The sequence below is a fragment of the Pseudolabrys sp. Root1462 genome (assembly GCF_001426945.1).
Classification (GTDB): domain Bacteria; phylum Pseudomonadota; class Alphaproteobacteria; order Rhizobiales; family Xanthobacteraceae; genus Pseudolabrys.
This window is the reverse complement of sequence record NZ_LMFS01000001.1, coordinates 994368-1020695: the sequence shown is the minus strand read 5'-3', so window position 1 is coordinate 1020695 and position 26328 is coordinate 994368. Positions and strand designations below refer to the sequence as shown.

Here is a 26328-nt window from a genome sequence, read left to right as displayed (position 1 = left end):
CTGCTGTCGCGTCCGTCGCCCGCTTTGCGCTACTGGACGACGATTTCCTTGAACAGAACCGCGGTCACCTTGTTCGGCGCCACCGCGACATTGACGCGGCGCGTGAGTTCTTCCTTGAGCCGGTAGAGACCGGCCGAACCGTCGAGATCGGTCGGACGCAATTCGCGCAAGTAAGTCTGGAAGGCGTCCATCACCCGCGGCATGAGTGGCTGGATCTTCGGGACCAATTCGGCGTCCGGCAGTTCAAGAACGACTTTGACTTTCAGATACTGGGTGCGATCGGAGCCGGCGCTCGACAGGTTGACGAGCACGTCCGGCAGATCGACGAAGGTCGCGGGCTTGACCACTTCCTTCTTGGCTTCTTCCTTCTTCTCGGCGCCGTGACCGAGAAACATGTAGGCCCCGACGCCACCGCCACCGATCACGAGAAGTGCGGCCGCGGCGATGATCATCACCTTCTTCGACGGCAGTTTGCTCTTCTTGGGGGCTTCATCGGTTTCGGCTTCCGGTTCCGCTTCCTTCTTCGCCGCCTTGGCCATTACCGATCCCCTGAAATCCCATTCGTCGGGCAACGCCCGCCGCGTCGGCTTCCCGTGCCGCCTCGGCGCCGACAAGCCGCCCCCTCGCCGCCACCATTGGTGCCGGTGGCGCCACGTTAGGGGCGGTATGGTTAACAGAACCTTTCCCAAGTTCCCGAAGCGGCAAGAATTGCCGGGTCATATCGGCCGTTATGGTGTTTTTTGCCTTGACGCCACACCTCCCAAAAACGTCAAGCCATTGAAATAACGAAGTTTTTTGAGTTGGCACGGTCGGTGCAATCCTTGTTCGCCAGAAGCGTCAGGCTTGGGAGAGCCAAAGCGCTTCGACACACGACGGGGTCAGCCTCGGGAGGGCGGGCAGCGTCGGAATCAAGGGGAGATGACCGATGCAGAATTCGCTGCTGGTCGGACTATCGCGTCAGGTCGCGCTCGGGCGCGAACTCGATGTCGTGGCGAATAACATCGCCAACGTGAACACGCCCGGCTTCAAGGCCGACGGCACGCTGTTCGAAGAATTCATCGGCAAGGTCGCGCGCTCCGACATGGACGACCTGTCGCGCCGCGACAGCCGCGTCAGCTTCGTGCGCGATCGCGCCACCTGGATCGATCTCGGCCAGGGCAGCATGGAACGCACCGGCAACCCGACCGACGTTGCCATCCAGGGCCAGGGCTTCTTCGCGGTGCAGACGCCGCAGGGCGAACGCTACACCCGCAACGGCGCCTTCCAGATCAATGCCCAGGGACAGCTCGTCACCGGCGACGGCAACCCGGTGCTCGGCGAGAACGGCCCGATCCAGTTCCAGCCGAACGACCGCGAGATCCAGATCAGCGGCGACGGCACTGTCAGCGTGACCGTGCCGGGCGCCACCGGGGAGTCGCTGCGCGGCAAGCTGCGCATGGTCGGCTTCGACAATCCCGGCGGACTGCAGAAATCCGGCGCCGGCAACTTCGCCCTCGCCAACGGCGTCAACATCGTGCCCGACACCACCTCGCGCTTCTCGCAAGGGACGGTCGAGAAATCAAACGTGCGCTCGGTCGTCGAGATGACACGCATGATCGAGATCACGCGCACCTACACCCAGGTCGCCAACATGATTCAGGCTCAAGCCGATTTGTCGCGCAGCGCCGTCGACAAGCTGGCCGAAGTCCCGAACTAACGCGGACGGAGAATAGACCATGCGAGCCTTGCACACCGCCGCAACCGGCATGATGGCCCAGGAACTCAACGTCCAGGTCATCTCCAACAATATCGCCAACATGCGCACCACCGCCTACAAGCGGCAGCGCGCCGAATTCCAGGACCTGCTCTACGAGCACGTCAGCCGCGTCGGCTCGCAGACCTCCTCGCAGGGCAACATCCTGCCGGCCGGCATCGAACTCGGCTCCGGCGTCAAGACCGTCGGCACGCCGCGCCTGATGACGCAAGGCACGCTGCAGCAGACCGGCAAGGACTATGACCTCGCCATCCGCGGCGAAGGCTTCTTCAAGATCACGATGCCGGACAGCACCACGGCCTATACCCGCGACGGCTCGTTCGAGCTCGATGCGCAGGGCCGCCTCGTCACCGCCTCCGGCAACCTGGTGCAGCCCGGCATTACCATTCCGCAAAATGCCACTTCAATCACGATCAATCCGCAAGGCCAGGTGCAGGTGACCCTGCCCGGTCAGACGGCGCAGACCAATGTCGGCCAGATCGAACTGGCGATGTTCATCAACAAGGCCGGCCTCAAGGGCATCGGCGACAACCTGTATCTCGAGACGCCGGCCTCGGGCTCGCCGCAGAACGGCACACCGCAGCTCAACGGCTTCGGCGATCTGCAGCAGGGCAACCTCGAGCAGGCCAACGTCGAAGCCGTGAGCGAAATCTCCGATCTGATTGCCGCACAGCGCGCCTACGAAATGAACGCCAAGGTCATTTCGGCGGCCGACCAGATGCTGCAATCGACCTCCAACCTCATGCGCTGAGGCAAAGCCATGATCAAGACCATGATCCGGACCTTGACCACCGCCACTCTCTTGGCGGCTGCGGCGACCGCGGCTCTGGCGCAAAGCGCCGAGCCCGCGCGGCCCTACCTCAAGCACGACGTCACCGTGACCTCGAGCGTGGTTCGCATCGGCGACCTCATCGAGAACGCCGGCATCGTCGCCAACATCCCGGTCTTCCGCGCGCCGGATCTCGGCACCACCGGCACCGTTCCGGTCGATACGATCATTGCCGCGGTTCGGCCGCACGCGCTCGTCGGCTTCGACACCGGTGGCGCCGCCGATGTGGTGGTGACGCGCGCCGCCCGCGAAATCCCGATCGCCGAGATCGAGAAGACGCTCGCCCGCGCCATCGCCGGCCGTTTCAACGTCGGCCCCGCCGCCGACATCACCGTCTATTTCGACCGCGATCCGCGCACCATCCAGGTCGACCTCTCGGCGCAGGGCGACATCCAGGTCGGCCGCCTCAGCTACGACAGCCGCAATGGCCGCTTCGACACCACGCTCGAAGTGCCGACCGGCAACGGCCAGCGCGGCCTCCTCCGCCTCACCGGCCGCGCCTATGCCACCGTCGAGACCGTGATGGTGTCGCACACCATCGAACGCGGCGCGGTCGTGAAAGCCGCCGACCTCGTCGTCGAGCGCCGGCCCCGCGCCGAAGTCGGCCGCGACGCTATCGCCGGGCTCGATCAGGCCGTCGGCCAGGCCGCGCGCAACACGCTGCGCCCCGGACAGCCGCTGCGCTCGGCCGATCTGACGAAGCCGGAGATCGTGCTGCGCAACGAGATGGTGATGCTGAAATTCGAAGCGCCGGGCCTGACGCTGACGATGCGCGGCAAGGCGCTCGGCTCCGGCGCCGAAGGTGAAACCGTCTCCGTGCTGAACGAGCAGTCAAAGCGCACGGTGCAAGGTGTCGTCGCCGGGCCCGGCCTCGTCGTCGTGATATCCGGTACGCCGCGGCTGGCCGCCAATATCCCGGCGCCGGCGGACAGCGGGCAGTGACGCGTTGAGTTGGCGACGGCGACCGGCAGGCGCCTTCGTCCCAGATTTGATCGATAACGCCAGTGAAAGTCAGTTGAGATGAAGATGACCAGGTTGATGCGGCATTTGGCCTTCGCGGCGCTCGCGACCACGATGTTGAGCGGCTGTTCGGCCTTGGACCGCCTGAAGAACATCGGCGAGCAGCCGAAGCTCTCGGCCATCGACAACCCGACTGCCGCGCCAGGCTACAAGCCGGTGCAGATGCCGATGCCTGCGGCGGCTGCAGCGTCCTACAACCCGAATTCGCTGTGGCGCAACGGCTCGCGCGCCTTCTTCAAGGACCAGCGCGCGCATCAGATCGGCGACATCCTCACGGTCAAGGTCAACATCACCGACAAGGCCAACATCGCCAACGACACCAAGCGCAGCCGCGCCAATAACGAAGACTCCGGCGTCGATAATTTCTTCGGCAAGAACAAGCTGCCGATCGCCAACTCCGCGCTGCCGACCCGCCTGTTCACCGCCGACTCCACCTCGTCGAGCGAAGGCAAGGGCTCGGTCGACCGCTCCGAAGCGCTGTCGACCAACGTCGCCGGCGTCGTCACCCAGGTGCTGCCGAACGGCAATCTCGTCATCGAGGGCCGCCAGGAAATCCGGGTCAACTTCGAAATCCGCGAGCTGATCGTCGGCGGCGTGGTACGGCCGGAAGACATCGAAAGCGACAACACCATCGACTCAACCAAGATCGCCCAGGCGCGCATCGCTTATGGCGGCCGCGGCCAGATCACCGACGTGCAGCAGCCGCGCTACGGCCAGCAGGTCATGGATGTGATCCTGCCGTTCTAATTTCGTGTGGTGAGGGGGCGTTGCGTCAGTCCCGAGACGTAAGCCCTGTGGCGTAGAGATAGCCCCTCACCTGTTCAGTGCTCCCGCGTTGTCTATGTCGTCTCGCGAGCGGCAAAGACAACGATCAAGACACGGCCCTCGGTAGCTCCCCTGCCGAGGGCCGTGTTCGTTTCGGGAACACGGAGACATAAAGCCGACGCATTCCGGCGCGCCTATCCGGCCGAACGCAAGCGAGGGAGCGACGGCATGCGGCGGCTATGGCTCGGTTTGATGTTGATGATCGGCCCGGCGCACGCCGACGATGTCTTCACCAACCGCCCGGCCTTCTCGGCGGCCGAAATGCCGGCCAAGGCGCCGGCGCGTTGCGAGGAATTGCGGGCAATGGCCGAGGGCGTTCCCGACCAAGGCGATCGCATCGACCTGACCGTCACCGGCAACCTCACCCTGGTGAAAACCGACGGCGCGCTCTGGTATCTCGTCGTCTGTTCCGACCTGCGTGTGATGTGCGTGGCCTATCAGAGCAACGACATGAAGGTCGGCGATGTGGTTGAAATGAGCGGCGCCTACCGGCGCCTCGACCGCAATCATGCGGTACTCGACCCCTGCCTCGCCACCGCGGAAGCGAAGTAACGCGGCGGCCGGCATCTTCAGTCCATTACCGGGATAAGCCCGCCGGACAGGCCTGGTTTATGTTCATTGACAATCAAGGCAAAAGCGCCTATTGATGCGTCCGTTGGAACAAATCTTTTTTGGTTTTGTCGCCGTACGCATTTAAGGCGCGGCCGCCACCCTCAAAAACACGAAATGTTTCGATCGTCGCTGCGACGTCGTCGCTCGGCGCGATAACCTATATAGATAATCAAAGGAACTTGCCTGTGGCAACCGGTACCGTGAAATTCTTCAATACCCAAAAAGGCTTCGGCTTCATTACCCCGAATGACGGCTCGCGCGATGTGTTCGTTCACATCTCGGCGGTCGAGCGCGCGGGCATGAGCAGCCTGATGGAAGGCCAGAAGGTGTCGTACGAAATCGTCACCGAGCGCGGCAAGCAGGCCGCCGGCAACCTGCAGAACGCGTAAATCGCGCTCTCCTAATTCTGCGCCGGCTCGCTCACGCGGCCGGCGCGCTTGAAAAACCTGAGACGTATTGCGACGCCGGATGTACGCGCGCGATTCCTGTCTCGGGTTTTTTTGTTTTTTGGGCGCGGCCGAAGCAACGATCATTGCTGTAGGGCAAGTCGGCGCCGCGCGAATAAGGCGCAATGACCGCGGCTCCTCAGCCGTTACCGCCGCCACCATTCCCGACCTCTTCTTGATCCTCATCAATGCCGCGCGCCGTAGCCGGCCGAGTATTCCTTGGCAACCCCTGCACATAGGGGATCGAGCACAGGGAGTATTCTGCTATGGCGACCGCTCTGTTTGTCCGCTGGTCGGCAGCGCTCAGTCTTGCCGCCCTTGTCCTCGGCACGGCCACGCCGGTCGGCGCCGCGCCGGTGCCATCGAGTGTCGCGGCGCTCAAGTCCGCGACCGCAAGCGACGTCGTTGACGTTCGTTATCGCGGCCGCGGCGGCGCCGGTATCGCGGCCGGCATTGCCGGCGGTCTCATCATCGGCAGCATTATCGCCTCGCAGCCACGGTATTACGGCTACGGCCCGGGCTATTACGGCTACTACTATGGCGGCCCGCCGCCGTTGTTCTACGGCCCGCGGGTGTTTTATCCGCCCGGCCATTACGGCCCGATCGTCGGACCCGGTTACGGCCGCGGCGATTGGATGTCCTATTGCTTCTCGCGCTATCGTTCGTTCGATCCCGCGACCGGCACCTATATGGGCTACGATGGCCGCCGGCACGTCTGCCGTTAAGGGGCACTCGCCAAAAGAAATGCCCGGCGCGATGGCCGGGCAATTCCGATTTGGCTGAGCCGCTGGGCGATCAGTCGTCGCGATAAACACGCTCGCGGCGCTCGTGGCGCTCCTGAGCCTCGACCGACAGCGTGGCGATCGGGCGTGCTTCGAGGCGGCGGAGCGAAATCGGCTCGCCGGTCTCTTCGCAGTAGCCGTAGGTACCGTCTTCGATCCGGCCCAGGGCTTCGTCGATCTTGGCGATCAACTTGCGCTGGCGGTCGCGGGCCCGCAGCTCGATCGACCGGTCGGTCTCCGACGAGGCCCGGTCGGCCAGATCCGGGTGATTCTGGTTCTCTTCCTGGAGGTGCTGAAGGGTTTCCTTCGCCTCCTTCAGGATGTCTTCACGCCATTGCAGCAGCTTGGCGCGGAAGTATTCGCGCTGCCGCTCATTCATGAATGGTTCCTTATCGGACGGCCGATAAGGCTTAACTTTCGCCAACATCCCACCGACTCCCATCGTCTTTTTATTGTACTGAAAGTCCCCTCCCGAGGTGGCAGGCTTATATACTGGCCACGGGCAAGCGACAACAACGTTGCAGCCGCGTCCCACTGCCTGATTTTCATGAAAGTTCAATGACTTGCCGAAACGGCTGTCCGGCAACCGCCTGGCGGAGGGCTAGCGCCGGGCCGCTTTCGCGAGTTCCACCGCGACGCGCAGGTCGATTTCCGCCAGCACGCCGTCGAGGCCCGTGTCCCCGGTGCTGTCGGTCAGCCCCTCGGAGGCGACCTTCAGCCGAGCGACCGTAGCGGTGTCGAGCGAGCCGTCGATCATGCCGAGCTTGAGTTCATCGAGGACATCGAGCGCCCGGCGGCCCTTGGCGGCACCGCGCTTCTTGCGCTCGAGGAGGTCGTCGATGCCCTGCAGGGCCAGCAGGCTGTCGAGCGTCGCGACCGAACGTAGGCCACTGGCCGAGGAGGTGCTCGCCGACGTCTCGCTTTCCGAGAGAGTGAAGGTGCCGCCGCCTCCCGCGCGCCGCGCGGCAGAGGGCGTCGCCGACAGCGACGCCGCTTTCGTTCCCGTGATGCGCATGGCGCTTTGGTGATCCCGATGGTGACGCGAGCGCTCCCCGCCCGCGCTACGACGCATGACGCACGACGCCCCGCTACGTCATGGAACCTGCGCCCCGCATGGTTAATAGGCCGTAAATGCCCCGGCAGATATTGCCGATCGGGACGGTTACTGCCGGGTTAAGCGCACGTCGTGCGGTCGAGGCCGAATCGAAAAGCCCCGTCGTGTCAGCACCTTAAGCCGTGGCCCCGGGTTGGCACGACCTTCGCATTACTCATCATAGTCAAACGTCACATTGGGGAGCAGTGATGACGCCGACAAAGTGGTCCGTCCTCGTGGCGGCAGCCTTATGCCTTTTCACCTCGGCTCACGCCGGGGCGACATCGCGCATCAAGGACCTGGCGAATATCGAAGGCGTGCGTCAGAACCAGTTGATTGGTTACGGCCTTGTGGTCGGCCTCAACGGTACCGGCGATACGCTCAACAATATCCCGTTCACCAAGCAGTCGCTGCAGGCGATGCTGGAACGGCTCGGCGTCAATGTGCGCAACCAGACTCTGCGCACCGGCAATGTGGCCGCCGTCATGGTCACCGCAAACCTCCCCGCTTTCGCCACCCAGGGCACCCGCATCGACGTCACGGTGTCGTCGCTCGGCGACGCCAAGAGCCTGCAAGGCGGCATGCTGCTGGTCACGCCGTTGCTCGGCGCCGACGGCAATGTCTATGCGGTCGGTCAGGGATCGCTCGCCATCGGCGGTTTCCAGGCCGAAGGCGAAGCCGCCAAGATCACGCGCGGCGTGCCGACGGTCGGCCGCATCGCCAACGGCGCGCTGATCGAGCGCGAGATCGATTTCAATCTCAATCGCCAGAGCCAGCTGCGCATGGCGCTGCGCAATCCGGATTTCACCACCGCGCGGCGCATCGCCGCCGCGATCAACGATTATATCGGCGTGCCGACCGCGGAATCGCTCGACCCGGGCACCGTCGGCATCACCGTGCCGCAGCAATATCGCGGCAATGTCATTTCCCTGCTCACCGAGATCGAACAGCTCCAGGTCGAACCGGACACTGCGGCGAAGATCGTCATCGACGAGCGCTCGGGCATCATCGTCATGGGCCGCGACGTCCGCGTTTCCATGGTCGCGGTGGCGCAAGGCAATCTCACAGTGACGATCTCCGAAACGCCGCAGGTCAGCCAGCCAAATCCGTTCGCGCCGCGCGGCGCGCAGACCGTGGTGGTGCCGCGCACCCGCATCGGCGTGCAGGAAACCGGCAAGCAACTCGCCGTCGTCAAGGAAGGCATTTCGCTGCAGCAACTGGTCGACGGCCTCAACGCGCTCGGCATTGGCCCGCGCGACATGATCGCCATCCTTCAGGCGATCAAATCGGCCGGAGCGATCCAGGCCGATATCGAGGTGATGTGATGAGCGCCAGCCTCGCCACCGCGATGCCGACGCCCGGCGCATCGGCCATTGACGCGCTCAAGGCGCAGGCCAACCCGTCGGCGACCGGCAGCACTTTGCGCCGGCACCTGACGCCTGACCAGGTCAAGGCCAAGGCGAAAGCGGCGTCGGAAGATTTCGAGGCCGTGTTCCTCAACAACATGTTCCAGCAGATGTTCACCGCGACCGACGGCGAGGGTCCGTTCGGCGGCACCGGCGCCACCGGCGTCTGGCGCTCGTTCCTGACCGACCAGTATGCCCGCAACTTCGCCAAGGCCGGTGGCATCGGCATCGCCGGCGCCGTTTACAACACCTTGCTCGCCCAACAGGAGATCCGCTCGTGAATCAGCAGGCCGCCGCCGTGACTCAGCCCACGCCCATCACCACCGCCGAAGAAGCGGCGTCGGCCATTGACCGACTCAACACCATCATGGACCGCCTCGAGACGACAGTGGCCGAGGAGACGACGCGCGTGCGCGGCGGCCGCTTGCGCGACGCGATCGCACTCGACGTCGAGAAGGCCGACCTGGCGCGGGCCTATACGACCGAAAGCGAACGCGTCCGAGCGGCCAAGGCGGTCTGCTCGGCGGCGCTGCCGGAAGCACTGGCCCGCCTGCAGGCCCGGCACGAGACGTTTCGTAAGCTTTTGCAAACCAATCTGACCGTGCTCGCCACCGCCCATGCGGTGTCCGAAGGGATCGTGCGCGGCGTTTCCGGCGAACTGGCACGCAAGCAGTCGCCCTCGACCTACGGCGCCAACGGCCGCACCACCCTGCCCTCGCCCAAGGCAGCGCAGCCTTTGGCGGTCAGCCGGTCGCTGTAATTCGGATCACCGGCAAAAAACGCACGGATCGCTGCCTGTCGCCACCGTGCCACCGACTGAAATCTCTTAACGAAAGTTAGTGGCTGGTGAACAAACAAGACAGTCTAATTGAAGCTGTTTTTTCGGCGGTATCAAGCGGTTAACCCTCGAACTTTACCTTCCGTTACACTCCCTATGCGACCTTTCGAGCTGACGCGCGGGCCCGTCGAAGGTGGGCCCGTGCTCAGTCGCCAGAATGGCAAACCAGAAAGGTTGTATAGACATGTCTAACGGTATCACTCTCTCCGCCGGCGTGCGGGCCAACCTGCTCTCGCTGCAGAATACCGCGCAGCTGATGCAGACCACGCAGAACCGTCTCGCCACCGGCAAGAAGGTCAACTCGGCCCTCGACAACCCGATCAACTTCTTCACGTCGCAGTCGCTGCAGAGCCGCGCCGGCGATCTGAACTCGTTGCTCGACTCGATGTCGAACGGCATTCAGACCATCCAGGCCGCGAATAACGGTCTGACCTCGATCACGTCGACCGTGCAGTCGATGCAGTCGACCCTGAACCAGGCGCTGCAGGACTCGTCCTGGCAGAGCGCTTCGTACTCGATCGACTCCACCACGATCGGCACCGGTTCGGTCAAGAACCTGTCGTTCTCGGGCGGCGGCGTTACCGGCACCGTGAACATCGCGGTTAACAGCATCGCCACCGCCGGCACGCAGTCGGCCGTCACCGCCGCATCCAGCTATCTGGCTCCGAGCGTTGCGGCTGCCGCGGTCGTCAACAGCGGCAAGTATGACGGTCTGCAGGGTGCGGCGACCTACACGTTCAAGGTCAACGGCCAGGACATCACGCTGGACAGCACCACCTCGGGTTCTCAGTCCGGTGATACGCTGGCTCACGCCAAGGCGTCGATCCAGACTCAGCTCGATGCGCGTTTCGGTTCGGGCACCTTCACTGTCGGCTCGAACATCGCGGGTGATGGCTTCTCGATCACCGGCAAGGCAGACGGCACCAACGACGTCACGATCAGCAACCAGGCCGGTACCGGCGCTGTTGCTCATCAGGCGACCGTTGCGGGCGGTGCGTATACCGGCCTCGGCGCCGGTGAGACGTACACCTTCAACGTCAACGGTCAGGCGATCAACCTCGACAACACGACGGGCGGCACGCTTGCCAACGCCGTGACCAACGTACAGTCGCAGTTGGATACCGCTTTCGGCGCCGGCAACTTCACGGTGACCAACAACGGTACCGGCATGACCATCAGCGGCAAGGCCGACGGTTCGAACAGCGTTTCGATCACCGGCCAGGCTGCCGCCGGCGGTACTGCGACGGCTGCGGGCATCGGTCTCGGCACCACGACGAACGCTGACACCGGCACCCTCGACCAGACCGTGACCGGTCTGGGCCTCGGCACCACCACCTCGACCAGCACCGGCACCCCGGCCAGCCCGTACAACTTCACCGTCAACGGTGATGCGGTGTCGATCGCTGCCGGCACCGGCCTCGCGGCCGCGGTCACGAGCATCAATAGCCAGCTTTCGGCGGTGAACAGCAAGTTCCAGGCTGTCGCCAACGGCGGCAAGCTCGAGATCCAGGAAATCGCTGCGGGCGGCACTGCGCTGACCCTCGGCGGCCCGGATGCCTCGACCGTGTTCGGTGGCACCCTCACCAACACCGGTACGGCTGCTGGCGTTGCTGCGGTCAAGACCGTCGACCAGCTGGTTTCCGCCATCAACGGCGACGCCGGCCTGACGGGCAAGGTGAAGGCGACCAACGACAACGGTAGCCTGCGCATCACGAACCTGTCGCTCGCCGATCTCTCAGTCGTCGGTGCGACCTCCACCCAGGTCAACGGCGGCACGGGCGGTTCGAACACGCAGACCATCGCGGGCAACACCGTGCGTAAGGGCCTCGTGCAGCAGTTCAACACGCTGCGCGATCAGCTCGACAAGTACGCCACCGACTCGTCCTACAACGGCATCAACCTGCTGTCGGGCGATAACCTGAAGCTGACGCTGAACGAGACCGGTTCCTCGGCCATCAACATCCAGGCCAAGGACGCGAACGGCAACACGCTGTCGATCAACTCGACGGCGCTCGGCATCAACAATGCCGCGAACTCGGACTTCGACTCGAACACCTCGATCAACTCGGTGCTCAGCACGCTCACCAGCGCGCTGTCGACGCTGCGGTCGCAGGGTTCGGCGTTCGGTTCGAACCTGTCGACCGTGCAGAACCGTCAGGACTTCACCAAGTCGATGATCAACACCTTGCAGACCGGCGCGGACAACCTCGTCCTCGCCGACACGAACCAGGAAGGTGCCAACCTGCTTGCCCTGCAGACCCGTCAGTCGCTGTCGACCACGGCGCTGTCGATGGCCTCGCAGGCCGACCAGGCGGTGCTGCAGCTCTTCCAGTAAGAGCTTCCGCTCCACGAACTGTCGGAACGGCGGGGCCTCGGCCCCGCCGTTTTCTTTTTGACCCGGCGTGAAGAACTCCGCGATAGGCGCTATAACATCACAGCAACAAACGCGGATTCGGAACTGTCATGGCCCTGAAAGTCGAACTCAAGCCCGGCGAGCGCATCCTGATCGGCGAGTGCGTCATCACCAACTCCGACCGCCGAGCGACATTCCTGATCGACGGCAAGATGCCGATCCTGCGGGAAAAGGACATCATGACCGCGGAGCAGGCCGACACCCCGGCCAAGCGGATCTATCTGGCCATCCTGCTGATGTACACGTCGAAGACCCCGGCGGAACATCACGGTACCTACTTCGCGCTGGTCCGGGATATTGTTCAAGCCGCGCCAAGTACTTGGCCGCAAATAGAGCTTATCAATAATCATATCTTAACGGGCGATCTTTACAAAGCTCTGAAGCAGACAAAGCAGCTGATTCAGTACGAGCAGGAGCTTATGAATGACGCAAGCGGCGCAAGCCTACGGCAAGGTGGCCCAGCAAGTCGCGACGCCCCGTGAGATGGAAGCCGACAAGCTTCTCTTTGCGGCGCAACAATTGGCAACGATCCGCGACTCCTGGGACTCCAAGCAATTCGAGCTCGGCGCGGCGCTTCTGAACAACCGCAAACTGTGGTCGGTGCTCATGACTTCGGTCATGCGGCCGGAAAATCCGCTGCCGCGCGAACTGCGCCAGAACGTCGCCAATATCGGCATCTTCGTCATGAAGCAGACCGTTGACGTGATGGACAATCCGCAGCCGGAAAAGCTCGGCGCGCTCATCCACATCAATCGCGAGCTCGCTGCCGGCTTGCTCGGCCGCGCCTGACCTTCCCAAGCCTCAAAGACAAAAAAGCCGCGGCACGGGCCGCGGCTTTTTCATTTGGAGCGCCGTCAGGAAAAGGCGGCGTGAGCGTAACGAACGCCGCCGAGCCTATTGCAAGTAATTCACCAGACTCGTCTGATACATCCGCGCGGTCACCTGCATGCTCGCCTCAAGCCGCGTTTGCAGGGTCAGTATCTGGGCACCGACTTCTTCGTTCGAAACGCCTTCGATCTGGCTCTGGTATTCCTGAAGCGTGCTGGTCTGCTGCTGGTGCCGGGTCTTCGCGGCATTGATGGAGACCTGTGCGCCGGCAAGGTCGGTCTGGATGTCCTGCAGGGTCTGGGTCCCGGGCGGGCCGCTCAACTGGCCACTGACGCGGGTGTTGAGCTCCTGGCTCAGCGCGACGCCGTTCGGATCGCTCGAGGAGATCGTCACCGCCGCCAGGGTCGCGGCGCTCTGCACGATCGAGCGCAGGCCTTGCTCGCTGGCGCGCATGCCGTAATTGACGGTCATCGACGTGTCGATCTGCGCACTCGCGGTCGTTCGCGCCGAGCCGGGATCGGCATCGCCGGTATACCAAATCACCGTATTCGCCGATGTGCCGTTAACGAGGCCGGTCGCCGTATCGAAAGGCGGGCCATCGACGCGCAGCGGCGGGTGATTGGCGTCGGCATTAAAGAATTCGTTCGACGCCTGGACCGCCGAGGCCGCTGTCAGGCTGGTATTGCCGACGGTCTGAATCGCCGTCGTCAGCGCCGCGGTCAGGTTGGTTGTGGTGTCGCTGGGCGACGCGCCGATGGTGAACTGGCCGGCGCCCGGCGGCGAATTCGTCGTCGCGGTCAGCGTCACGCTGCTGGTGGTACCGTCCGGCAAATTAAAGCGGACGGTCAGGCTTTCGCCCTCATTGGGATTGCCGCTGCCGACATTCACCGAAACGCTTGGCGGCGCTCCAGCGGGGCCGCTCACCACCGCGTTGGTCATGTCCGTCGAAATGGAGGCCAGCTTCATACCGAATGTCGATGCGTCCTCGGTGATCTCCACAGAGTCGATGGTCGAATTCGTCAGGTTCAGGCGGCCGAGCCCATTGGCGCCGAGATCGGCCTGCTTGCGTTCGCTGATGGTCTGGACGAGACCGGCGCGGGTGCCGTCGCCGTTCAGAACAGTGTCGGCACTCTCGACTGGCGGCTGGTCGGTGACCTTGCCGCCGAACAGGTAGCGATCGCCGGCCTGGGTATTGAGCAGACCGAGCGCGCCGTCGAGCGAATATTTCGCCGTCGACTGCGTCTGGCTGGCGGCGTTGATGCCGCTCACATTGGTGCTTTGCGCGATCGCAGCCTTCATGTTGGTTACGATATCCGCCATGCTGGTGAGGGCGGTATTCGCCACGTTGATGCGCGTGTTGACGTTCGCCGCCGTGGCGTCGAAGCCGCTGATCGCCGACAATTGCGAGCGCAGGCTCACGGCGACGCCGCGCTGACTGCCGAGACCGGCGAAGGTGGTGGACTTCTGGCCGGTGCTGAGCTGGCGGCTCAAGTCGTCGAGCTGGCTGCGCAGGCCCACCAGCGACTGGATCATCGCCGCCGAGGTTCCGTTGATGGACGATACGGTCATAGCGACCTCAAATCTTCATTAGGGTGTCGATCATGTCCTTGACCACGGACAGAACACGGGCGTTCGCGGCATAACTATTCTGCAACGTCAGGAGGTTGGTCATTTCCTGATCGATGTTGACGCCCGAGGCGTCGTTGAAGCGCTGCTGCAGCGCCGATTGCACGACATCCTGACCTTGCTTCAGATTGGACGCGGCATCGGCATTCTGGCCCTGCACGCTGATGACCTGACGCAGGAAGGTCGAGAGCGACCCGGAGAACGGCGAACCGGCGGTGCCGATACCCGTGTTCGACGGGTAAACCAGCGATGCGCTGCTCATCTGCTTGTAGAGGAAGTCCGGCCGCGTGCTGTCGCCCGAGGCGACGCTCGTTCCGTAATTGACCACTTTCGACGGGTCGCCGATCAGGCCCTGATTGACTGCGATGCGGCCGGCCAATCCGGTGATCTGGCTGCCGACGCCATCGATGGCGCCGGTATAGGCCGAGCCGCCGTCGGTGAAGAACGACATCTGCGCCGAGCCGCCGGACAGCGACGTCGCGGTTTTCGTCGCCGTCACGTTATTGACGGAGACGATGTTGCCGGCGCCGTCGTTGAGGATGCGCAGGGTGTTGCCGGACGGGTTCGACGCCGTCATGCCGGTCGAGCCCATGGCCGAGGCGATCTGGCCGTAGACCGCCGTCATGCCGCCGGAGAAATCGATACCGACAACCTTGTCGTTGGGATTGGTCGTCGCGGTGTTCGACAGCGGCAAAGCGTTGGGATCGTCGACGCGCATCAACGTGAGAGTGCGCGGCGTATGAGTGAGGCCATCGGTGTAGTTGATGGTAATGGTATTGCCGGCCGACAGACCGCTGATGTCGATGTCGAAGCCGCTCTGCGACCCCGAGGTCACGGGCGTACCGCCCGTGGTCTGGTCCGACAGCGCGCTGGACATGCTGGCGGCGAGCGCGTCGAGCTGATTTTGCGCCTGCACCAGGTCCTGGTCGCGCATCTGCAGATAGCCGGCGATCTCGCCCGAGTGAATGGCGTTGGTCTTGATCAAGTCGACCGAACTGCCGTTCGCCGACGTCAGCGTGATCGTGCCGACGCCGCTCTTGGCCGGGTCGGCGTTCCAGACCGTATTGGCCGACACCGTGCCCTGGGCATTGAAGGCCAGCTTGGACGCAGCCGTGCCAACCAGCTGAACGCCGGAGTTGGTATAGACCGTCACCTGGTTATTGTTGCCCTGGATGACGTTGATGTCCATCAACTGCGACAGCTTGTCGATGTAGTTGTCGCGCTGATCCATCAGCAGCGTGGACGACGCATCGACGACATTGACGCCGGCGAGCTGGGCGTTGATGTCGGCGATGTGCTGCATCGCGTCGTTGGCCTGATCGACCGAGTCCGAGATGCCGAGTTCGGCGGCCCCGCGCAGCGACTGGACCTGCTCCGTCATCGTGTTCAGCTGCTGGGCCAGCAGCTGGGCCGTCGTCACCACCGAACTCTGCGCCGACGGATCGTCTGGACTGCCCTGCAGCGCTTGCAACGACGAGGTGAAGTTGTTGAACACCGTGTCAAGCGCAGTGTCGCTGCCGGGCTGGCCGTAAACGCTCTGCAACTGGCTGTAGAACTGCGCACGGATCGTGGCATAGCTCGCGCCGGCATTCTCGGTGCGAAGCTGCTTCTGCACGTAGGTGTCGAGTTCGCGCTGCACGGAGGCGACGCGAACGCTCACCGCCGTTCCGTTGGCGGCGGTGGCGATCTGGTTGGCCGTCTTCCGCACATACCCCGGCGTGCCGGCGTTGGCGACGTTCGCCGACACCAGCGCCAGACTGGACTGAGTGGTATTCAGCCCGGATATCGCGGAGATAAGCGCCTGAGACAGACTCATGGCCGGCTGCCGTTCCTACAAATCACCGCCCGCGCGCCGCCGCTCAGCGGATCACGTTGAGCAGATCCTGAACCATCTGGTTGGTGGTCGTGATCACCTTGGTGTTCGCCGAATAAGCCTGCTGCGTGACGATCAGCTTGGTGAACTCGTCGGCGATATCGGTGTTGGATCCCTCCAGCGACGAACCGACGATCTTGCCCGGCGCGCCGTAAGTAGGAGTCCCGGATTCCGCCGTGGTGGCGAAGGCGCCGCCGTCGAGTTTCTTCAGGCCGTTGGAGCCCGAGAAGTTCGCCAGCGTCACTTCGGCGAGATCGATGGTGCGGCCGTTCGAGTAGGTGCCGGTGATGCGGCCCTTGTCGCTGACGGCGATCGATTGCAGTTCGCCGGCCGCGTAGCCGTTCTGTTGCAGCTGGTTGACCTTCACCGAACCGTTGGAGTCGGAGTACTGCGTAATGCCGCCGGTCGAGTGCACGAGGTGCAAGGTGCCGAGGCTGACGCCGCTGATCGACACGTTGTCGAGCGTGATCGCGTTGATCGACGGGCTGAGCGAGCCGTTGGCCGAGAAGGTGTAGTCGACGCCGGCGTTCTTCCACGCCGGCGTAGTGCCGGTGGCGTTGGGGTCGGTCTGATAGAACAGATTCCACTTGTCGGTGTGACCGGCGCCCAGCGCCGAGGAGTCCACCTTGGCCCAGCGCAACTGCACGTTCACGGCCGAGCCGGAGACGTCGTAGGCGGTCACCGCGCCGCCGGCGATGCTCTCGTTGAGGAAGGTCGACACGTCCTGACCGACCACTGTCGAGTTCGACGGCAAGGCGGAGCTGGTTCTGATGCCGAAGTTGCGCGCCGTCGCGGTGCCGCCGACCGTAATCGTGTCGGTATTGGCGGCCGCGGCAACGGTAATATTGCCGGTCGCGGGGTCGGCCGATGCCGTGCCGCCCGCTAGCGTCGCAAGCTGCACGTTCAGGTCGGCCATCGTCATCACGTTGCCGGCGCCGAAAGTGACGGTGAGCGGCGGGTTGGAGCCGACCTGGAAGGTCATGGTCTGGCCGGTGGCGACCGCGCCCTGCGTCACCAGATTGGTGGCGTTGGTCGTGCCGACCGAAAGACCGAGTTCGGTCAGCACCGACAGCGTCGAGCCGCCGCCGACCGAGATATTGGTGCTGGCATCGGTGCCGGTGAGGACCAGCTTGTGCGTGGTCGCATCGACCGCCGCGGTGACCTTGGTGGTCGCGCTCTGCGCATTGATCGTCGCAGCAATCGTCGCGGCGTTATCGCCCGCCGTGATCGTGAACGTCGTACCGTTAATATCCAGCGTGCCGCCCGCGGACGACAGCGCCGTCAAATCGGCGGAGCCGGTCAGCTTGGCCGCCGCATCCGGCAGCAGCGTGGCGCCGTAACCGATCATCTTCGCCACCGTCGGCGCGCCGTTGATCGGGTTGGCGGTGAAGTTCGCCGGGTTGAGCAACTCGGAGCCCGGGATCGTCGAGTCGGCGTCGATCGTCTTGGGGTATGAAGGCAGGTTGGCGCGATAGTCGATTTCAGTCGTCGCCTGCGCCGGCTGGAAGCCGTTCTGGAACTGCAGCATCTGCGGCACGCTGCCGGCGAGGTTGCCGGTGGTGGCGTCGATCGGAATGCCCATCAGGTAGTAGCCGGCGCCGTTCACCAGATAGCCGTTCTGGTCGAGCGTGAAGTCGCCGCGGCGGGTGTAGAGATCGACGCCGGGGAAGTTCGGGCGTCCGTCGGCGAAGCTGTCGGGCTTTTCGACGACGAAGAAGCCGGCGCCGTTGATCGCCATGTAGGTCGGCACTGAGGCGTTCTGCACATCGCCCTGCACCGTATTGGTCTGCTGGGAGTTGGCGTTGACGCTGCCGGCGACCTGCTTGGACGGGACGTTGTCCTGCAACAGATCGGTGAAGCTCGTATCGGTCCGCTTGTAGGCGGTCGTCTGCGAGTTGGCGATGTTGCCGGAGATGTTCTGGAGCGCGAATGCCTGGGCCTGCATGCCCGTCACCGCGGTCGTCAGTGCGCCGAAGATACCCATACTTTTTTCTCCTCGTCCTGCCGCGCCGCCCCTCCGGGCCTTAAGCGCGCACGATCTCGGGGAGACCTTGGCAATCGCCATGCCATGGGTTTTATATAGCTATTTCAATGCCTTAATGAGACGGGCCGGACTTCGGCACCGGCCTGAATTTGCCGCCTCGGCAAAATCTGCCGGACGAAAACGCCCCTCGCCGGCACAAAAAAATCCGCCCCGGCGATGCCGGGGCGGATCATCAATAGTACGCGCGACGTATCAGGCGCCTTGTTCGGCCGGTGCGAAGTCCATCGCCACGCCGTTCATGCAGTAACGCAAACCCGACGGCGGCGGCCCGTCCGGAAAGACGTGACCGAGGTGACCATGGCAGCGGCTGCAATGCACCTCGACGCGGCGCATGCCGAAAGTCGTGTCTTCGCTGGTCTCGACCGAACCCGGCAGCGGATCGGTGAAGCTCGGCCAGCCGGTGCCGCTCTCGAACTTCTCGTGCGACTTGAACAGCGGCTGTCCGCAGCCGGCGCAGGAGAAAGTGCCGGCGCGCTTTTCAAAGTTCAGCGCGCAGGAACCCGGCCGTTCGGTGCCGTGGTGACGCAGGACGCGATATTGCTCGGGGGTCAGGCGCTTCTTCCAGTCGGCGTCAGTGAGCGCCAGGAAATCGATGGTGGTGTCGGTTGTTGTCATTCTTGAACCTGCCAGAGGCTGGGGGTGACTGTTTCCGTCCCCCTATTTAGTCATTTTTACCGCCGGCGCTATTGCCGCCGCGATCACCCGGCCATCACGCCTGTGTCAGCGGCCTCCTGCAAGCCGTTCGGCTTTGCCCGCCCATCGTCGCCTGCACCCTTGCCCGCACTCCGCCCCGTCCCTAGTGTCGGCCCGCAAGAGCGAGGAATTCCATGCGTTTTGACGGCACTTCCGCCTATGTGGCGACCGACGACCTGAAAGTGGCGGTCAATGCCGCCATCGCCCTCGAGCGGCCTCTGCTGGTCAAGGGCGAACCCGGCACCGGCAAGACCGTGCTGGCGCTGGAAATCGCCAAGGCGCTCGGCGCGCCGATGCTGGAATGGCACGTCAAATCCACCACCAAGGCGCAGCAGGGCCTCTACGAATACGACGCCGTCTCGCGCCTGCGCGACAGCCAGCTCGGCGATGAGCGCGTCAAGGACATCCGCAACTACATCAAGCGCGGCAAGCTGTGGGACGCCTTCGTCGCCGACGAGCGCCCGGTCCTGCTCATCGACGAGATCGACAAGGCCGACATCGAATTCCCCAACGACCTGCTGCTCGAACTCGACCGCATGGAGTTCTATGTCTACGAAACGGGCGAGACGGTGAAGGCGCGGCGCCGGCCGATCGTCATCATCACCTCGAACAACGAGAAGGAATTGCCGGACGCATTCCTGCGCCGCTGCTTCTTCCACTACATCCGCTTCCCCGATCCGGACACGATGAACGCCATCGTCGAGGTGCACTATCCCGGCATCAAGCAGCGTCTGGTCAGCGAGGCGCTGAAGCTGTTCTACGAAATCCGTGACGTGCCCGGCATCAAGAAGAAGCCGTCAACATCCGAATTGCTCGACTGGCTCAAGCTGCTGATGGTCGAGGACATCGGCCCGGAGACCTTGCGCGAGCGCGATCCGAAAAAGCTGATCCCGCCGCTGCATGGCGCGCTGCTCAAGAACGAACAGGACGTGCACCTGTTCGAGCGGCTGGCGTTCATGGGACGACGCGAAGGGCGCTAGCCGGCCCGCCCTACTCCGCCGCCACCGCCTGGGCTCCGAGCAACTGCCGCTCCAGACGGTCGAGCACGCGCATGGTCGGCAAGCATTTCGCCAGCGACGATTCCGGCTCGCGCTTGTCGCGGATTGCGGCGATGAATTCGCGATCCTCGAGCTCGACGCCATTGAGCGAAGGACCGATGCCGGAAAGATCGATTGGCTTGTCATGGCCGTCGACCAGTTCGTCGTAGCGGCCGATATAGGTGCCGTTGTCGCAGATGTAGCGATAGAACGAACCGAGCGGCCCGTTATTGTTGAACGACAGCGACAGCGTGAAAATCGCGCCCGACGCCGCCTTGAGCTGGATCGCCATATCCATGGCGATGCCAAGTTCGGGATGGATCGGCCCCTGGATCGCCTGCGCCTCGGCCACCGCCTCGCCGGTCTGCCACAGGAACAGATCGACCGCGTGACAGGCGTGATGCCACAACAGATGATCGGTCCAGCTCCGCGGCTGGCCGAGCGCGTTGAGGTTGGTGCGGCGGAAGAAATAGGTCGTCGCGGCGAACTGCTGCAGCTTCAGTTCGCCGGCCACCATCTTGCGATGCACCCATTGATGGCTCGGGTTGAAGCGGCGCACGTGGCCGGCCATCGCCACCACGCCCTTCTCCTTCTGCACCTGAACCAGGCGCTCGGCGTCGGCGATGTTGTCGGCCATCGGGATTTCGACCAGCACATGCTTGCCGGCGCGCATCGCCTGCTCGGCCTGGCGCGCATGCAGCGGCGTCGGCGTCGTCAGGATGACGGCCTCGACGCCCGGCCGAGCCATGCCTTCGGCGAGGTCGAGCGTCCAGTGCGGGATGTTGAACTTCTTGGCCACGCCTTCGGTGGCATCCGCCACGCCGCCGACCAGCGACGCGACTTCGACGCCATCGATCTTGGCGAGCGCCTCAAGATGTTTATTGCCAAAGGCACCTTCGCCGGCGACGCAAATCTTCATGATGCGATTCCTTGCACGTCTTCTCTTACGCCGCCTGGCTCTGCGCTTCGGTCCGGTTCTCGAGGACCAGCGTCGCGCCGGCGGTGTTGGAGATCGGGATGTGATAGTTGCTGTGGATCTTCGATACCTGCCCGAGCAGCGCGCCGCGCATCGTGATCCAGTTGAGGAATTCGACGCCCTGCGCGCCCGCTTCGCGCACCAGGTCCATCACCGACAATTTGGTCAGCGCTTCCGGATCGCGCACGATGGTGTCGAGGCAGTACAGGTCGAACTTCTTGTTGATGAATCCGGCGCGGGTGCCGTCGAGCTGATGCGACAGGCCGCCGGTGCCGAACACCACGACGCGCAGGTCCTTCGGATAGCTTTCGATGGCGCGGCCGATGGCGCGGCCGAGCTTCCAGCAGCGCAAGGGCGTCGGCAGCGGATGCTGCACGGTGTTGATCGAGACCGGGATGGTCTTCACCGGCCACTGGCCGCCGGCATTGGGAAACAGCAGGTTCATCGGCACGGCAAAACCGTGATCTACCGCCATGTCCTGACACGAGGTGATGTCGAACTCGTCGGCCACCAGATGCTCGATCAGATGCCACGACAGCGCCGCATCGCCCGGGAATGAGTTGAGCACCGGCAGGCCCCAGCCCTCGTCCTCGCTGCGATACTGAGCGGCGGCGCCGACCGCGAAGGTCGGCATCTTGTCGAGGAAGAAATTAAGACCGTGGTCGTTGTAGATCATGACGACGACATCGGGCTTGGCCTGCTTCAGCCAGGACAGCGCCGGGCCGTAGCCGTCGAAGAACGGCTTCCAGTACGGGTCGTTCTGCTTGTTCTCGGCGATCGCCTTGCCGATGGCCGGAATGTGCGATGTCGCGATTGCGCCGACGATTTGTGCCATGGTCGTTACCTTCCCGCTGCCGCCAGTTTTTCCTTGAACGCTTCGACGCTCATGCCGGTCTGCTGCGCGCCGAGGTCCTGGACGTTGAGATTGAGGATGCCGGCGAACTTGGCGAGGTAATAGACATTACCTCCCGCGGCCAGCAGCTTGAGAACGTTACGCTCGCGGATCGCCGCGCGCTGCTCGTCGTTCAGGCCGTACTTGGTGCAGTAGGCGTCTTCGTCGCGCTTGAATTCGTCGCGATTGGCGGCCGAGTTGAACGAGTAGCACATGGCGTTCAGCGCATACCCCTTCTGCGCCTCCGCGCCGTCGTAAACGATGGTGCCGGGAATATCGTGATGCTGCATGTTGGCGCTCGCGGTACGTCGTTGACCGGCGAGCACCGTGCAGAGCGGGCTATGCCTATACCTTGATCCAGATCAACAGCGCGGGGCGCAATATATTTCGGAGTATTCCGATGCCGGAAATGCGCAACGCGCGGCCGCAATGCGCGTGTCGCGCGCCTCGCCGTTGCGGCGAGCTACAACGCGCGAGCACTCAAATGAATCTCGGCGCCCGTGCGCCGCGTCTTACGCCGCCGGCTTCTTCTTCGGCTTGGTCGCAGGCAGCTTCACCATCTGCGGTTCTTCGTCGCCCGGCAAAGGCGATGCCTCCGCCTTATCGCCGGTATCCGCATGCGTGGTTTCGGCCTGCGACGTCTTGGCTTGCGCGGGCTTGGCCGGCGCCGGCTTCTCCTCCGCCGGTTTGGCGGCGACGTCGTCGCTGCCGGCCGCGTTCAACCAGCCTTGCGCCTTCGCATAGGCGACGATCTTGTCGCCGATGGCGCGGCCGAGCTTGCGCGACGCGCTCTCGACATCCGGCGACAGCTTTTCCTTGGCGCCGTCACCGGCGGCAAGCACGCCGGCGATCGTCGCATTGTCCGCCGCCGCGGCCTTGCCGGACGGCAGCTTGCCGCTGGCGCCGGCCGAGAACGACATAAGATCGCGCTGACCCAGTGCGGAGACTTTCGACAGCGTCATATCGGCGGTGACGTTGCTCTTACCGCCGCCGATGCCGGCTTCGTTCTTCTTGGCCCCGGCATCGGCCGGGCGCAACCGGCCCTTGACGATGACGGCGTCGCTCGATGCCGACAGCGACTCCTCGGCGCCCGGCGCCGCTTCGAGCCCGGCTTCACGCAAGGTCGCGACCACGGTGGCGACGATCTCGTCGTTGACTCGGTCGATGGTGCGCGGCTTGCGCTCGAAGGTCGGGAATGCGCCGATCTTGCGCTCGAGCCGCGCGGTGTAGCCGCGATCGATGAGCAGCACGTCGGACGACACGACGAAATCGCTGACGACGATGGCCTTCGGCTTCGGCGACGACGCGCCAGACGACGCCAGTGTGCCGGGACCGAGGTCGGATTCGACGCAGCCGGACAGCAGCAGCGCGGCGACGCAGATGCTCAGGATTCGCATGGAGGGAAAGCTCGGGGTTTTCGCCGGCTGAGGAATCTGCCGGTCCGGTTGGCGCGCTCTATTGCGGCCAATCGTGGAACCCGTCAAGCGGAGCCGGTCTCCGTCGCCCCCGCTTTCCCCTTCCGTCGCTTGCCGCGGTTGCGCCGCCGCTCGCCCTGCCCGGCCGGCGGCTCGCCGACCGGCGTTTCGGCCAAGACCGGCTCGGCGACCACGGGAGCGGCGGCCAGGGTCACCGCCGCCAACCGCTCGGGCGGCACCACCGGCCCGGCCGCCGCGGCCGCGGCGCGGCGGGCCTCCTTGGCCAGACGGCGGCGTTCGCGCAGGCGCGACAGCGTGCGTTCGACGCCTTCGGCGGCGCTGCGCCACCAATAAAGGCCCTGCGCCACGGTGGCGCCGATCCGCCCGCCGGCCCAGACCAATTCATAGGGCGCAAACAGCCGCCAGGTGTCGTCGTTTTCGACAAGGCCGCGCGCAATCAGTTCGCCGGCCATCGCCGTCGTATTGAGACCGTGGCCGCCAAAGCCGCTCGCCACCCAGACGCCGTCGGCCATCTGGCCGATCTGGGGCATGCGGTGGATGGTGCGGCCCAAGGTGCCCGACCAGATATCGGCGACGGCGACGCGGCCGAGCTCCGGAAACTTGCGGGCCATATCGGCGGACAACGCGGTGCCAAACCGGCGGGCATCGGCCTGCCAGACGCGAACGCGGCCCGACACCATGAGCCGGTCGCCGCCGACAATGCGATAGTGGTTGTCGGCGCGATCGGTGTCGCTGATCGCGCCGCGATACTTGATGACGGCGTCGAGCTTGTCGCCAAGCGGTTCGGTCACCATGACGTAGGTGGTCACCGGCAACAATGTCGCCGCCAGTGTGGGCATCAGATTGCCGAGCTGGACGTTGCCGGCAAACACCACATGCGAGGCGCGCACCCGCCCGTTCGGCGTGACGATGCGTTTGCGCACACCTGCCGGATCGATCGACAGCGCCGGCGTCTCTTCGAAAATGCGCACGCCGGCTTTGGCCGCAAGTCCGGCCAGGCCAAGCGCGTAATTGAGCGGGTGAATGTGGAACGCGTTGCGGAAATGCACGGCGTTGAAATAGCGGGCGCTGCCGACTTCGGCGCGCACGCGCTCGGTCGGCCACATCTCGACATCGGCGCCGAGCCAGCGCAGCCGTTCGACCTGCGCGCGCACGGCTTTGACATTGTCGGTCTGGTCGACATGCAGCCAGCCCGCGACCGGATCGACGCCCGGCAGATCGTTGTCGGCGATGGTGCGGCGGACATAATCGACGCCCTGCTCCGACAGGGCCCAGAGCTGCTTGGTATGGTCGACGCCGATGCGTTCGACCATGTTGTCGATACTCTCGGAGAAGCCGGGCAGCACGAAGCCGGTGTTGCGGCCGGACGCGGCCTCGGCGATGCGGCCGCCTTCGAGGATCGCGACCGACCAGCCGCGCCGCGCCACTTCGCGGGCGACCGTCAGGCCGGCGAGCCCGCCGCCGATGACGCAGACATCGATATCGAGATCGAAGCCCAGGCGGGCTTGGTCGGGACGCGGAATCCGCGTCGCCTCGTACCAGGTTGCCGCCGTCGGCTCGGTTTCGGTCATAGGAACAGGTCTTTATGTCGCGATCCGGCACGGGGGTGCCGGCCACCGCGCCGCCGCGGGGTGCTAAGCTGCCATAGATTCGAACCGGTCTCACCGGTCAATCCCCTGCAACCGGCCGCGACCCGCCAAAACCACTGGAACTGCTTATGCGGCGTCTTCTGCTTCTGCGCCACGCAAAAACCGAGCCGGCCGCCCCCACCCTCGAGGACCGGACGCGTGCCCTCATCGAGCGCGGCCGCAAGGACGCCGGCAAGATCGGCGCCTACATGGAAACCCATGCGCTCGTTCCCGACCGGGTCGTGCTGTCGCCGGCGAAACGGGTGCAGGAGACCTGGAAATACATGGCAAGCGCGTTCAAGCGCGCGCCCGGCGCCACAACCTCCGAACAGATCTATGCCGCCACGCCGCACGACGTGCTCGCCGTCATCCTGGGCACACCGGCGCCCGCGCATTCGCTGCTGATCGTCGGCCACAATCCGTCGCTGCACGAGGTCGCGCTGATGCTGGTGGCATCCGGCGACATCGATGCCCGCGAAATGCTGCGCGAGAAGCTGCCGACCGCCGGGCTCGTCATCATCGACTTCGCGTTCGATGACTGGAGCAAGGTGCATCCGCAATGCGGCCGGCTCGAGCGCTTCATTACGCCGAAGACGCTCGAAGTCGGAACGCGATAGCGGGCTACGGCACGAGATCGCGCGGCAAGTCATCCGGCTGATAGACACCCGGGCGATTGAAGCGAAGGAAATTGCCGCCCTGCCAAAGGAACAAGGCGAGGAAGGCGGCGACGAACGCAGCGCCGGCGATGGTGCCGCTCTGCAGACCGCGCACGACAAGCGCGGCGAGCGAGAGGCCGACCGCGACGAACAGCACCAGGCCCGGCCAATAGAGCAGCGGCACGCTTCCGCGCTCGAAACGCGTTCCGGTTCCGGCGGCCGCGATCCGGCGATGCAGTTCGGTCAGGAAGGCGGAATAGTCCCGGTCCTGGCGCACCTGTTCCATCATGCTCTTCCAGGTCGACGACACCACCTGGAGCTTCGGCGTGCCATCGGCCCAGATCTCGGTGACAAGGCGGCGCGACTGCATGCTGGCCGGCTTGAACGACAGGCGCACGCGCCGGATGTCACGATAGGGCACGGTGCCTTTGCGGCGCCCTGCCTGATAGGCCAGACCGTCCGCGGTCAGACGAAAGGTGAAAGGCGCGCCGAGCAGCGACGGCCGGTAGGTATATTCGGGAACCGGCTCGGCGCCCGGGCTGTCGCCATCGGCGGTCTTGCTTTGTGACAATTCCATAAAGGCCCCGTGTTGAGCTGATATCCGCCGTTAACCATGATCGCG

28 protein-coding genes are annotated in these 26328 nt (G+C 64.4%); 15 read left to right on the top strand and 13 right to left on the bottom strand.

Annotation, left to right across the window (positions count from 1 at the left end; genetic code table 11):
- Nucleotides 1-29: 29 nt before the first annotated feature.
- A complete protein-coding gene (fliL, locus tag ASD45_RS04815; protein WP_056910453.1) occupies nt 30-539 on the bottom strand; it encodes a flagellar basal body-associated protein FliL in 510 nt (169 codons plus the stop codon).
- Between the two features lie 386 nt (nt 540-925).
- On the opposite strand from fliL, the gene flgF reads away from it, so the two are divergent.
- The 7 genes from flgF to ASD45_RS04780 all read left to right on the top strand — a co-directional run bounded on the left by flgF (nt 926) and on the right by ASD45_RS04780 (nt 6210).
- A complete protein-coding gene (gene flgF / locus ASD45_RS04810) occupies nt 926-1696 on the top strand; it encodes a flagellar basal-body rod protein FlgF (protein WP_056910452.1) in 771 nt (256 codons plus the stop codon).
- Between the two features lie 19 nt (nt 1697-1715).
- Nucleotides 1716-2504: a flagellar basal-body rod protein FlgG gene (gene flgG / locus ASD45_RS04805; RefSeq protein WP_056910451.1), complete on the top strand. Its 789-nt coding sequence runs from the start codon at nt 1716-1718 to the stop codon at nt 2502-2504.
- A 9-nt stretch (nt 2505-2513) separates the two neighbouring features.
- Entirely contained in the window at nt 2514-3524 is a 1011-nt protein-coding gene (flgA, locus tag ASD45_RS04800; RefSeq protein WP_082540647.1) for a flagellar basal body P-ring formation chaperone FlgA, read from the top strand.
- 84 nt (nt 3525-3608) lie between these two features.
- Complete coding sequence (flgH, locus tag ASD45_RS04795) at nt 3609-4349, top strand: flagellar basal body L-ring protein FlgH (protein ID WP_244485206.1); 741 nt, start codon at nt 3609-3611, stop codon at nt 4347-4349.
- A gap of 246 nt (nt 4350-4595) precedes the next feature.
- Nucleotides 4596-4979 carry a hypothetical protein gene (locus tag ASD45_RS04790; protein WP_156380711.1) on the top strand — a complete coding sequence of 128 codons (384 nt, stop codon included), beginning with the start codon at nt 4596-4598 and terminating at the stop codon, nt 4977-4979.
- Nucleotides 4980-5224: 245 nt separating this feature from the next.
- Entirely contained in the window at nt 5225-5428 is a 204-nt protein-coding gene (locus tag ASD45_RS04785; RefSeq protein WP_056910448.1) for a cold-shock protein, read from the top strand.
- Nucleotides 5429-5751: 323 nt separating this feature from the next.
- The gene (locus ASD45_RS04780; protein ID WP_056910447.1) at nt 5752-6210 is read left to right on the top strand and encodes a BA14K family protein; all 459 of its coding nucleotides are present in this window, start codon (nt 5752-5754) and stop codon (nt 6208-6210) included.
- 70 nt (nt 6211-6280) lie between these two features.
- Here ASD45_RS04780 and dksA read toward each other — a convergent pair whose 3' ends face one another.
- A complete protein-coding gene (gene dksA, locus ASD45_RS04775) occupies nt 6281-6694 on the bottom strand; it encodes an RNA polymerase-binding protein DksA (RefSeq protein WP_056910446.1) in 414 nt (137 codons plus the stop codon).
- Nucleotides 6695-6868: 174 nt separating this feature from the next.
- Nucleotides 6869-7282 (bottom strand): flagellar assembly protein FliX, encoded by a 414-nt coding sequence (locus ASD45_RS04770; RefSeq protein WP_056910445.1) that lies wholly within the window; start codon nt 7280-7282, stop codon nt 6869-6871.
- A 287-nt stretch (nt 7283-7569) separates the two neighbouring features.
- On the opposite strand from ASD45_RS04770, the gene ASD45_RS04765 reads away from it, so the two are divergent.
- The 6 genes from ASD45_RS04765 to flaF all read left to right on the top strand — a co-directional run bounded on the left by ASD45_RS04765 (nt 7570) and on the right by flaF (nt 12806).
- Entirely contained in the window at nt 7570-8685 is a 1116-nt protein-coding gene (locus ASD45_RS04765; protein ID WP_056910444.1) for a flagellar basal body P-ring protein FlgI, read from the top strand.
- On the top strand, nt 8685-9047 hold the full coding sequence (gene flgJ / locus ASD45_RS04760; protein WP_056910443.1) for a flagellar assembly peptidoglycan hydrolase FlgJ: 363 nt from the start codon (nt 8685-8687) through the stop codon (nt 9045-9047). Before ASD45_RS04765 ends, flgJ begins: the two co-directional genes overlap by 1 nt.
- Complete coding sequence (locus ASD45_RS04755; RefSeq protein WP_056910442.1) at nt 9044-9526, top strand: hypothetical protein; 483 nt, start codon at nt 9044-9046, stop codon at nt 9524-9526. Before flgJ ends, ASD45_RS04755 begins: the two co-directional genes overlap by 4 nt.
- 262 nt (nt 9527-9788) lie before the next feature.
- Nucleotides 9789-11939, top strand: coding sequence for a flagellin (locus ASD45_RS04750; RefSeq protein ID WP_056910441.1), 2151 nt, complete (start codon nt 9789-9791; stop codon nt 11937-11939).
- Between the two features lie 128 nt (nt 11940-12067).
- Nucleotides 12068-12499, top strand: coding sequence for a flagellar biosynthesis repressor FlbT (gene flbT, locus ASD45_RS04745; protein WP_056910440.1), 432 nt, complete (start codon nt 12068-12070; stop codon nt 12497-12499).
- A complete protein-coding gene (gene flaF, locus ASD45_RS04740; RefSeq protein WP_056910439.1) occupies nt 12441-12806 on the top strand; it encodes a flagellar biosynthesis regulator FlaF in 366 nt (121 codons plus the stop codon). Before flbT ends, flaF begins: the two co-directional genes overlap by 59 nt.
- 105 nt (nt 12807-12911) lie before the next feature.
- On the opposite strand, the gene ASD45_RS04735 is transcribed toward flaF, so the two are convergent.
- From ASD45_RS04735 to msrB, 4 genes are all read right to left on the bottom strand, one after another.
- Nucleotides 12912-14414 (bottom strand): hypothetical protein, encoded by a 1503-nt coding sequence (locus ASD45_RS04735; protein ID WP_056910438.1) that lies wholly within the window; start codon nt 14412-14414, stop codon nt 12912-12914.
- A 7-nt stretch (nt 14415-14421) separates the two neighbouring features.
- Nucleotides 14422-16287, bottom strand: a complete 1866-nt coding sequence (gene flgK / locus ASD45_RS04730; RefSeq protein ID WP_056910437.1) for a flagellar hook-associated protein FlgK — start codon at nt 16285-16287, stop codon at nt 14422-14424.
- Nucleotides 16288-16330: 43 nt separating this feature from the next.
- Nucleotides 16331-18328, bottom strand: coding sequence for a flagellar hook-basal body complex protein (locus ASD45_RS04725; RefSeq protein ID WP_056910436.1), 1998 nt, complete (start codon nt 18326-18328; stop codon nt 16331-16333).
- A 252-nt stretch (nt 18329-18580) separates the two neighbouring features.
- Complete coding sequence (msrB, locus tag ASD45_RS04720) at nt 18581-19003, bottom strand: peptide-methionine (R)-S-oxide reductase MsrB (protein ID WP_056910435.1); 423 nt, start codon at nt 19001-19003, stop codon at nt 18581-18583.
- Nucleotides 19004-19215: 212 nt separating this feature from the next.
- Here msrB and ASD45_RS04715 point away from each other — a divergent pair, with 212 nt between their 5' ends.
- Nucleotides 19216-20061: a MoxR family ATPase gene (locus ASD45_RS04715; RefSeq protein ID WP_056910434.1), complete on the top strand. Its 846-nt coding sequence runs from the start codon at nt 19216-19218 to the stop codon at nt 20059-20061.
- A 10-nt stretch (nt 20062-20071) separates the two neighbouring features.
- Here the strand turns inward: ASD45_RS04715 and ASD45_RS04710 are convergent, their stop codons facing one another.
- The 5 genes from ASD45_RS04710 to ASD45_RS04690 all read right to left on the bottom strand — a co-directional run bounded on the left by ASD45_RS04710 (nt 20072) and on the right by ASD45_RS04690 (nt 24993).
- On the bottom strand, nt 20072-21037 hold the full coding sequence (locus ASD45_RS04710; RefSeq protein WP_056910433.1) for a Gfo/Idh/MocA family oxidoreductase: 966 nt from the start codon (nt 21035-21037) through the stop codon (nt 20072-20074).
- A 25-nt stretch (nt 21038-21062) separates the two neighbouring features.
- The gene (locus tag ASD45_RS04705; RefSeq protein WP_056910432.1) at nt 21063-21929 is read right to left on the bottom strand and encodes a class III extradiol dioxygenase family protein; all 867 of its coding nucleotides are present in this window, start codon (nt 21927-21929) and stop codon (nt 21063-21065) included.
- Nucleotides 21930-21934: 5 nt separating this feature from the next.
- A complete protein-coding gene (locus tag ASD45_RS04700) occupies nt 21935-22276 on the bottom strand; it encodes a protocatechuate 4,5-dioxygenase subunit alpha (protein ID WP_056910431.1) in 342 nt (113 codons plus the stop codon).
- Nucleotides 22277-22498: 222 nt separating this feature from the next.
- Nucleotides 22499-23383, bottom strand: a complete 885-nt coding sequence (locus tag ASD45_RS04695; protein WP_056910430.1) for a hypothetical protein — start codon at nt 23381-23383, stop codon at nt 22499-22501.
- A gap of 83 nt (nt 23384-23466) precedes the next feature.
- Nucleotides 23467-24993 (bottom strand): FAD-binding oxidoreductase, encoded by a 1527-nt coding sequence (locus ASD45_RS04690; RefSeq protein WP_056910429.1) that lies wholly within the window; start codon nt 24991-24993, stop codon nt 23467-23469.
- 146 nt (nt 24994-25139) lie between these two features.
- On the opposite strand from ASD45_RS04690, the gene ASD45_RS04685 reads away from it, so the two are divergent.
- A complete protein-coding gene (locus ASD45_RS04685) occupies nt 25140-25667 on the top strand; it encodes a histidine phosphatase family protein (RefSeq protein WP_056910428.1) in 528 nt (175 codons plus the stop codon).
- Between the two features lie 4 nt (nt 25668-25671).
- On the opposite strand, the gene ASD45_RS04680 is transcribed toward ASD45_RS04685, so the two are convergent.
- On the bottom strand, nt 25672-26283 hold the full coding sequence (locus ASD45_RS04680; RefSeq protein ID WP_056910427.1) for a hypothetical protein: 612 nt from the start codon (nt 26281-26283) through the stop codon (nt 25672-25674).
- Nucleotides 26284-26328 lie beyond the last annotated feature (45 nt).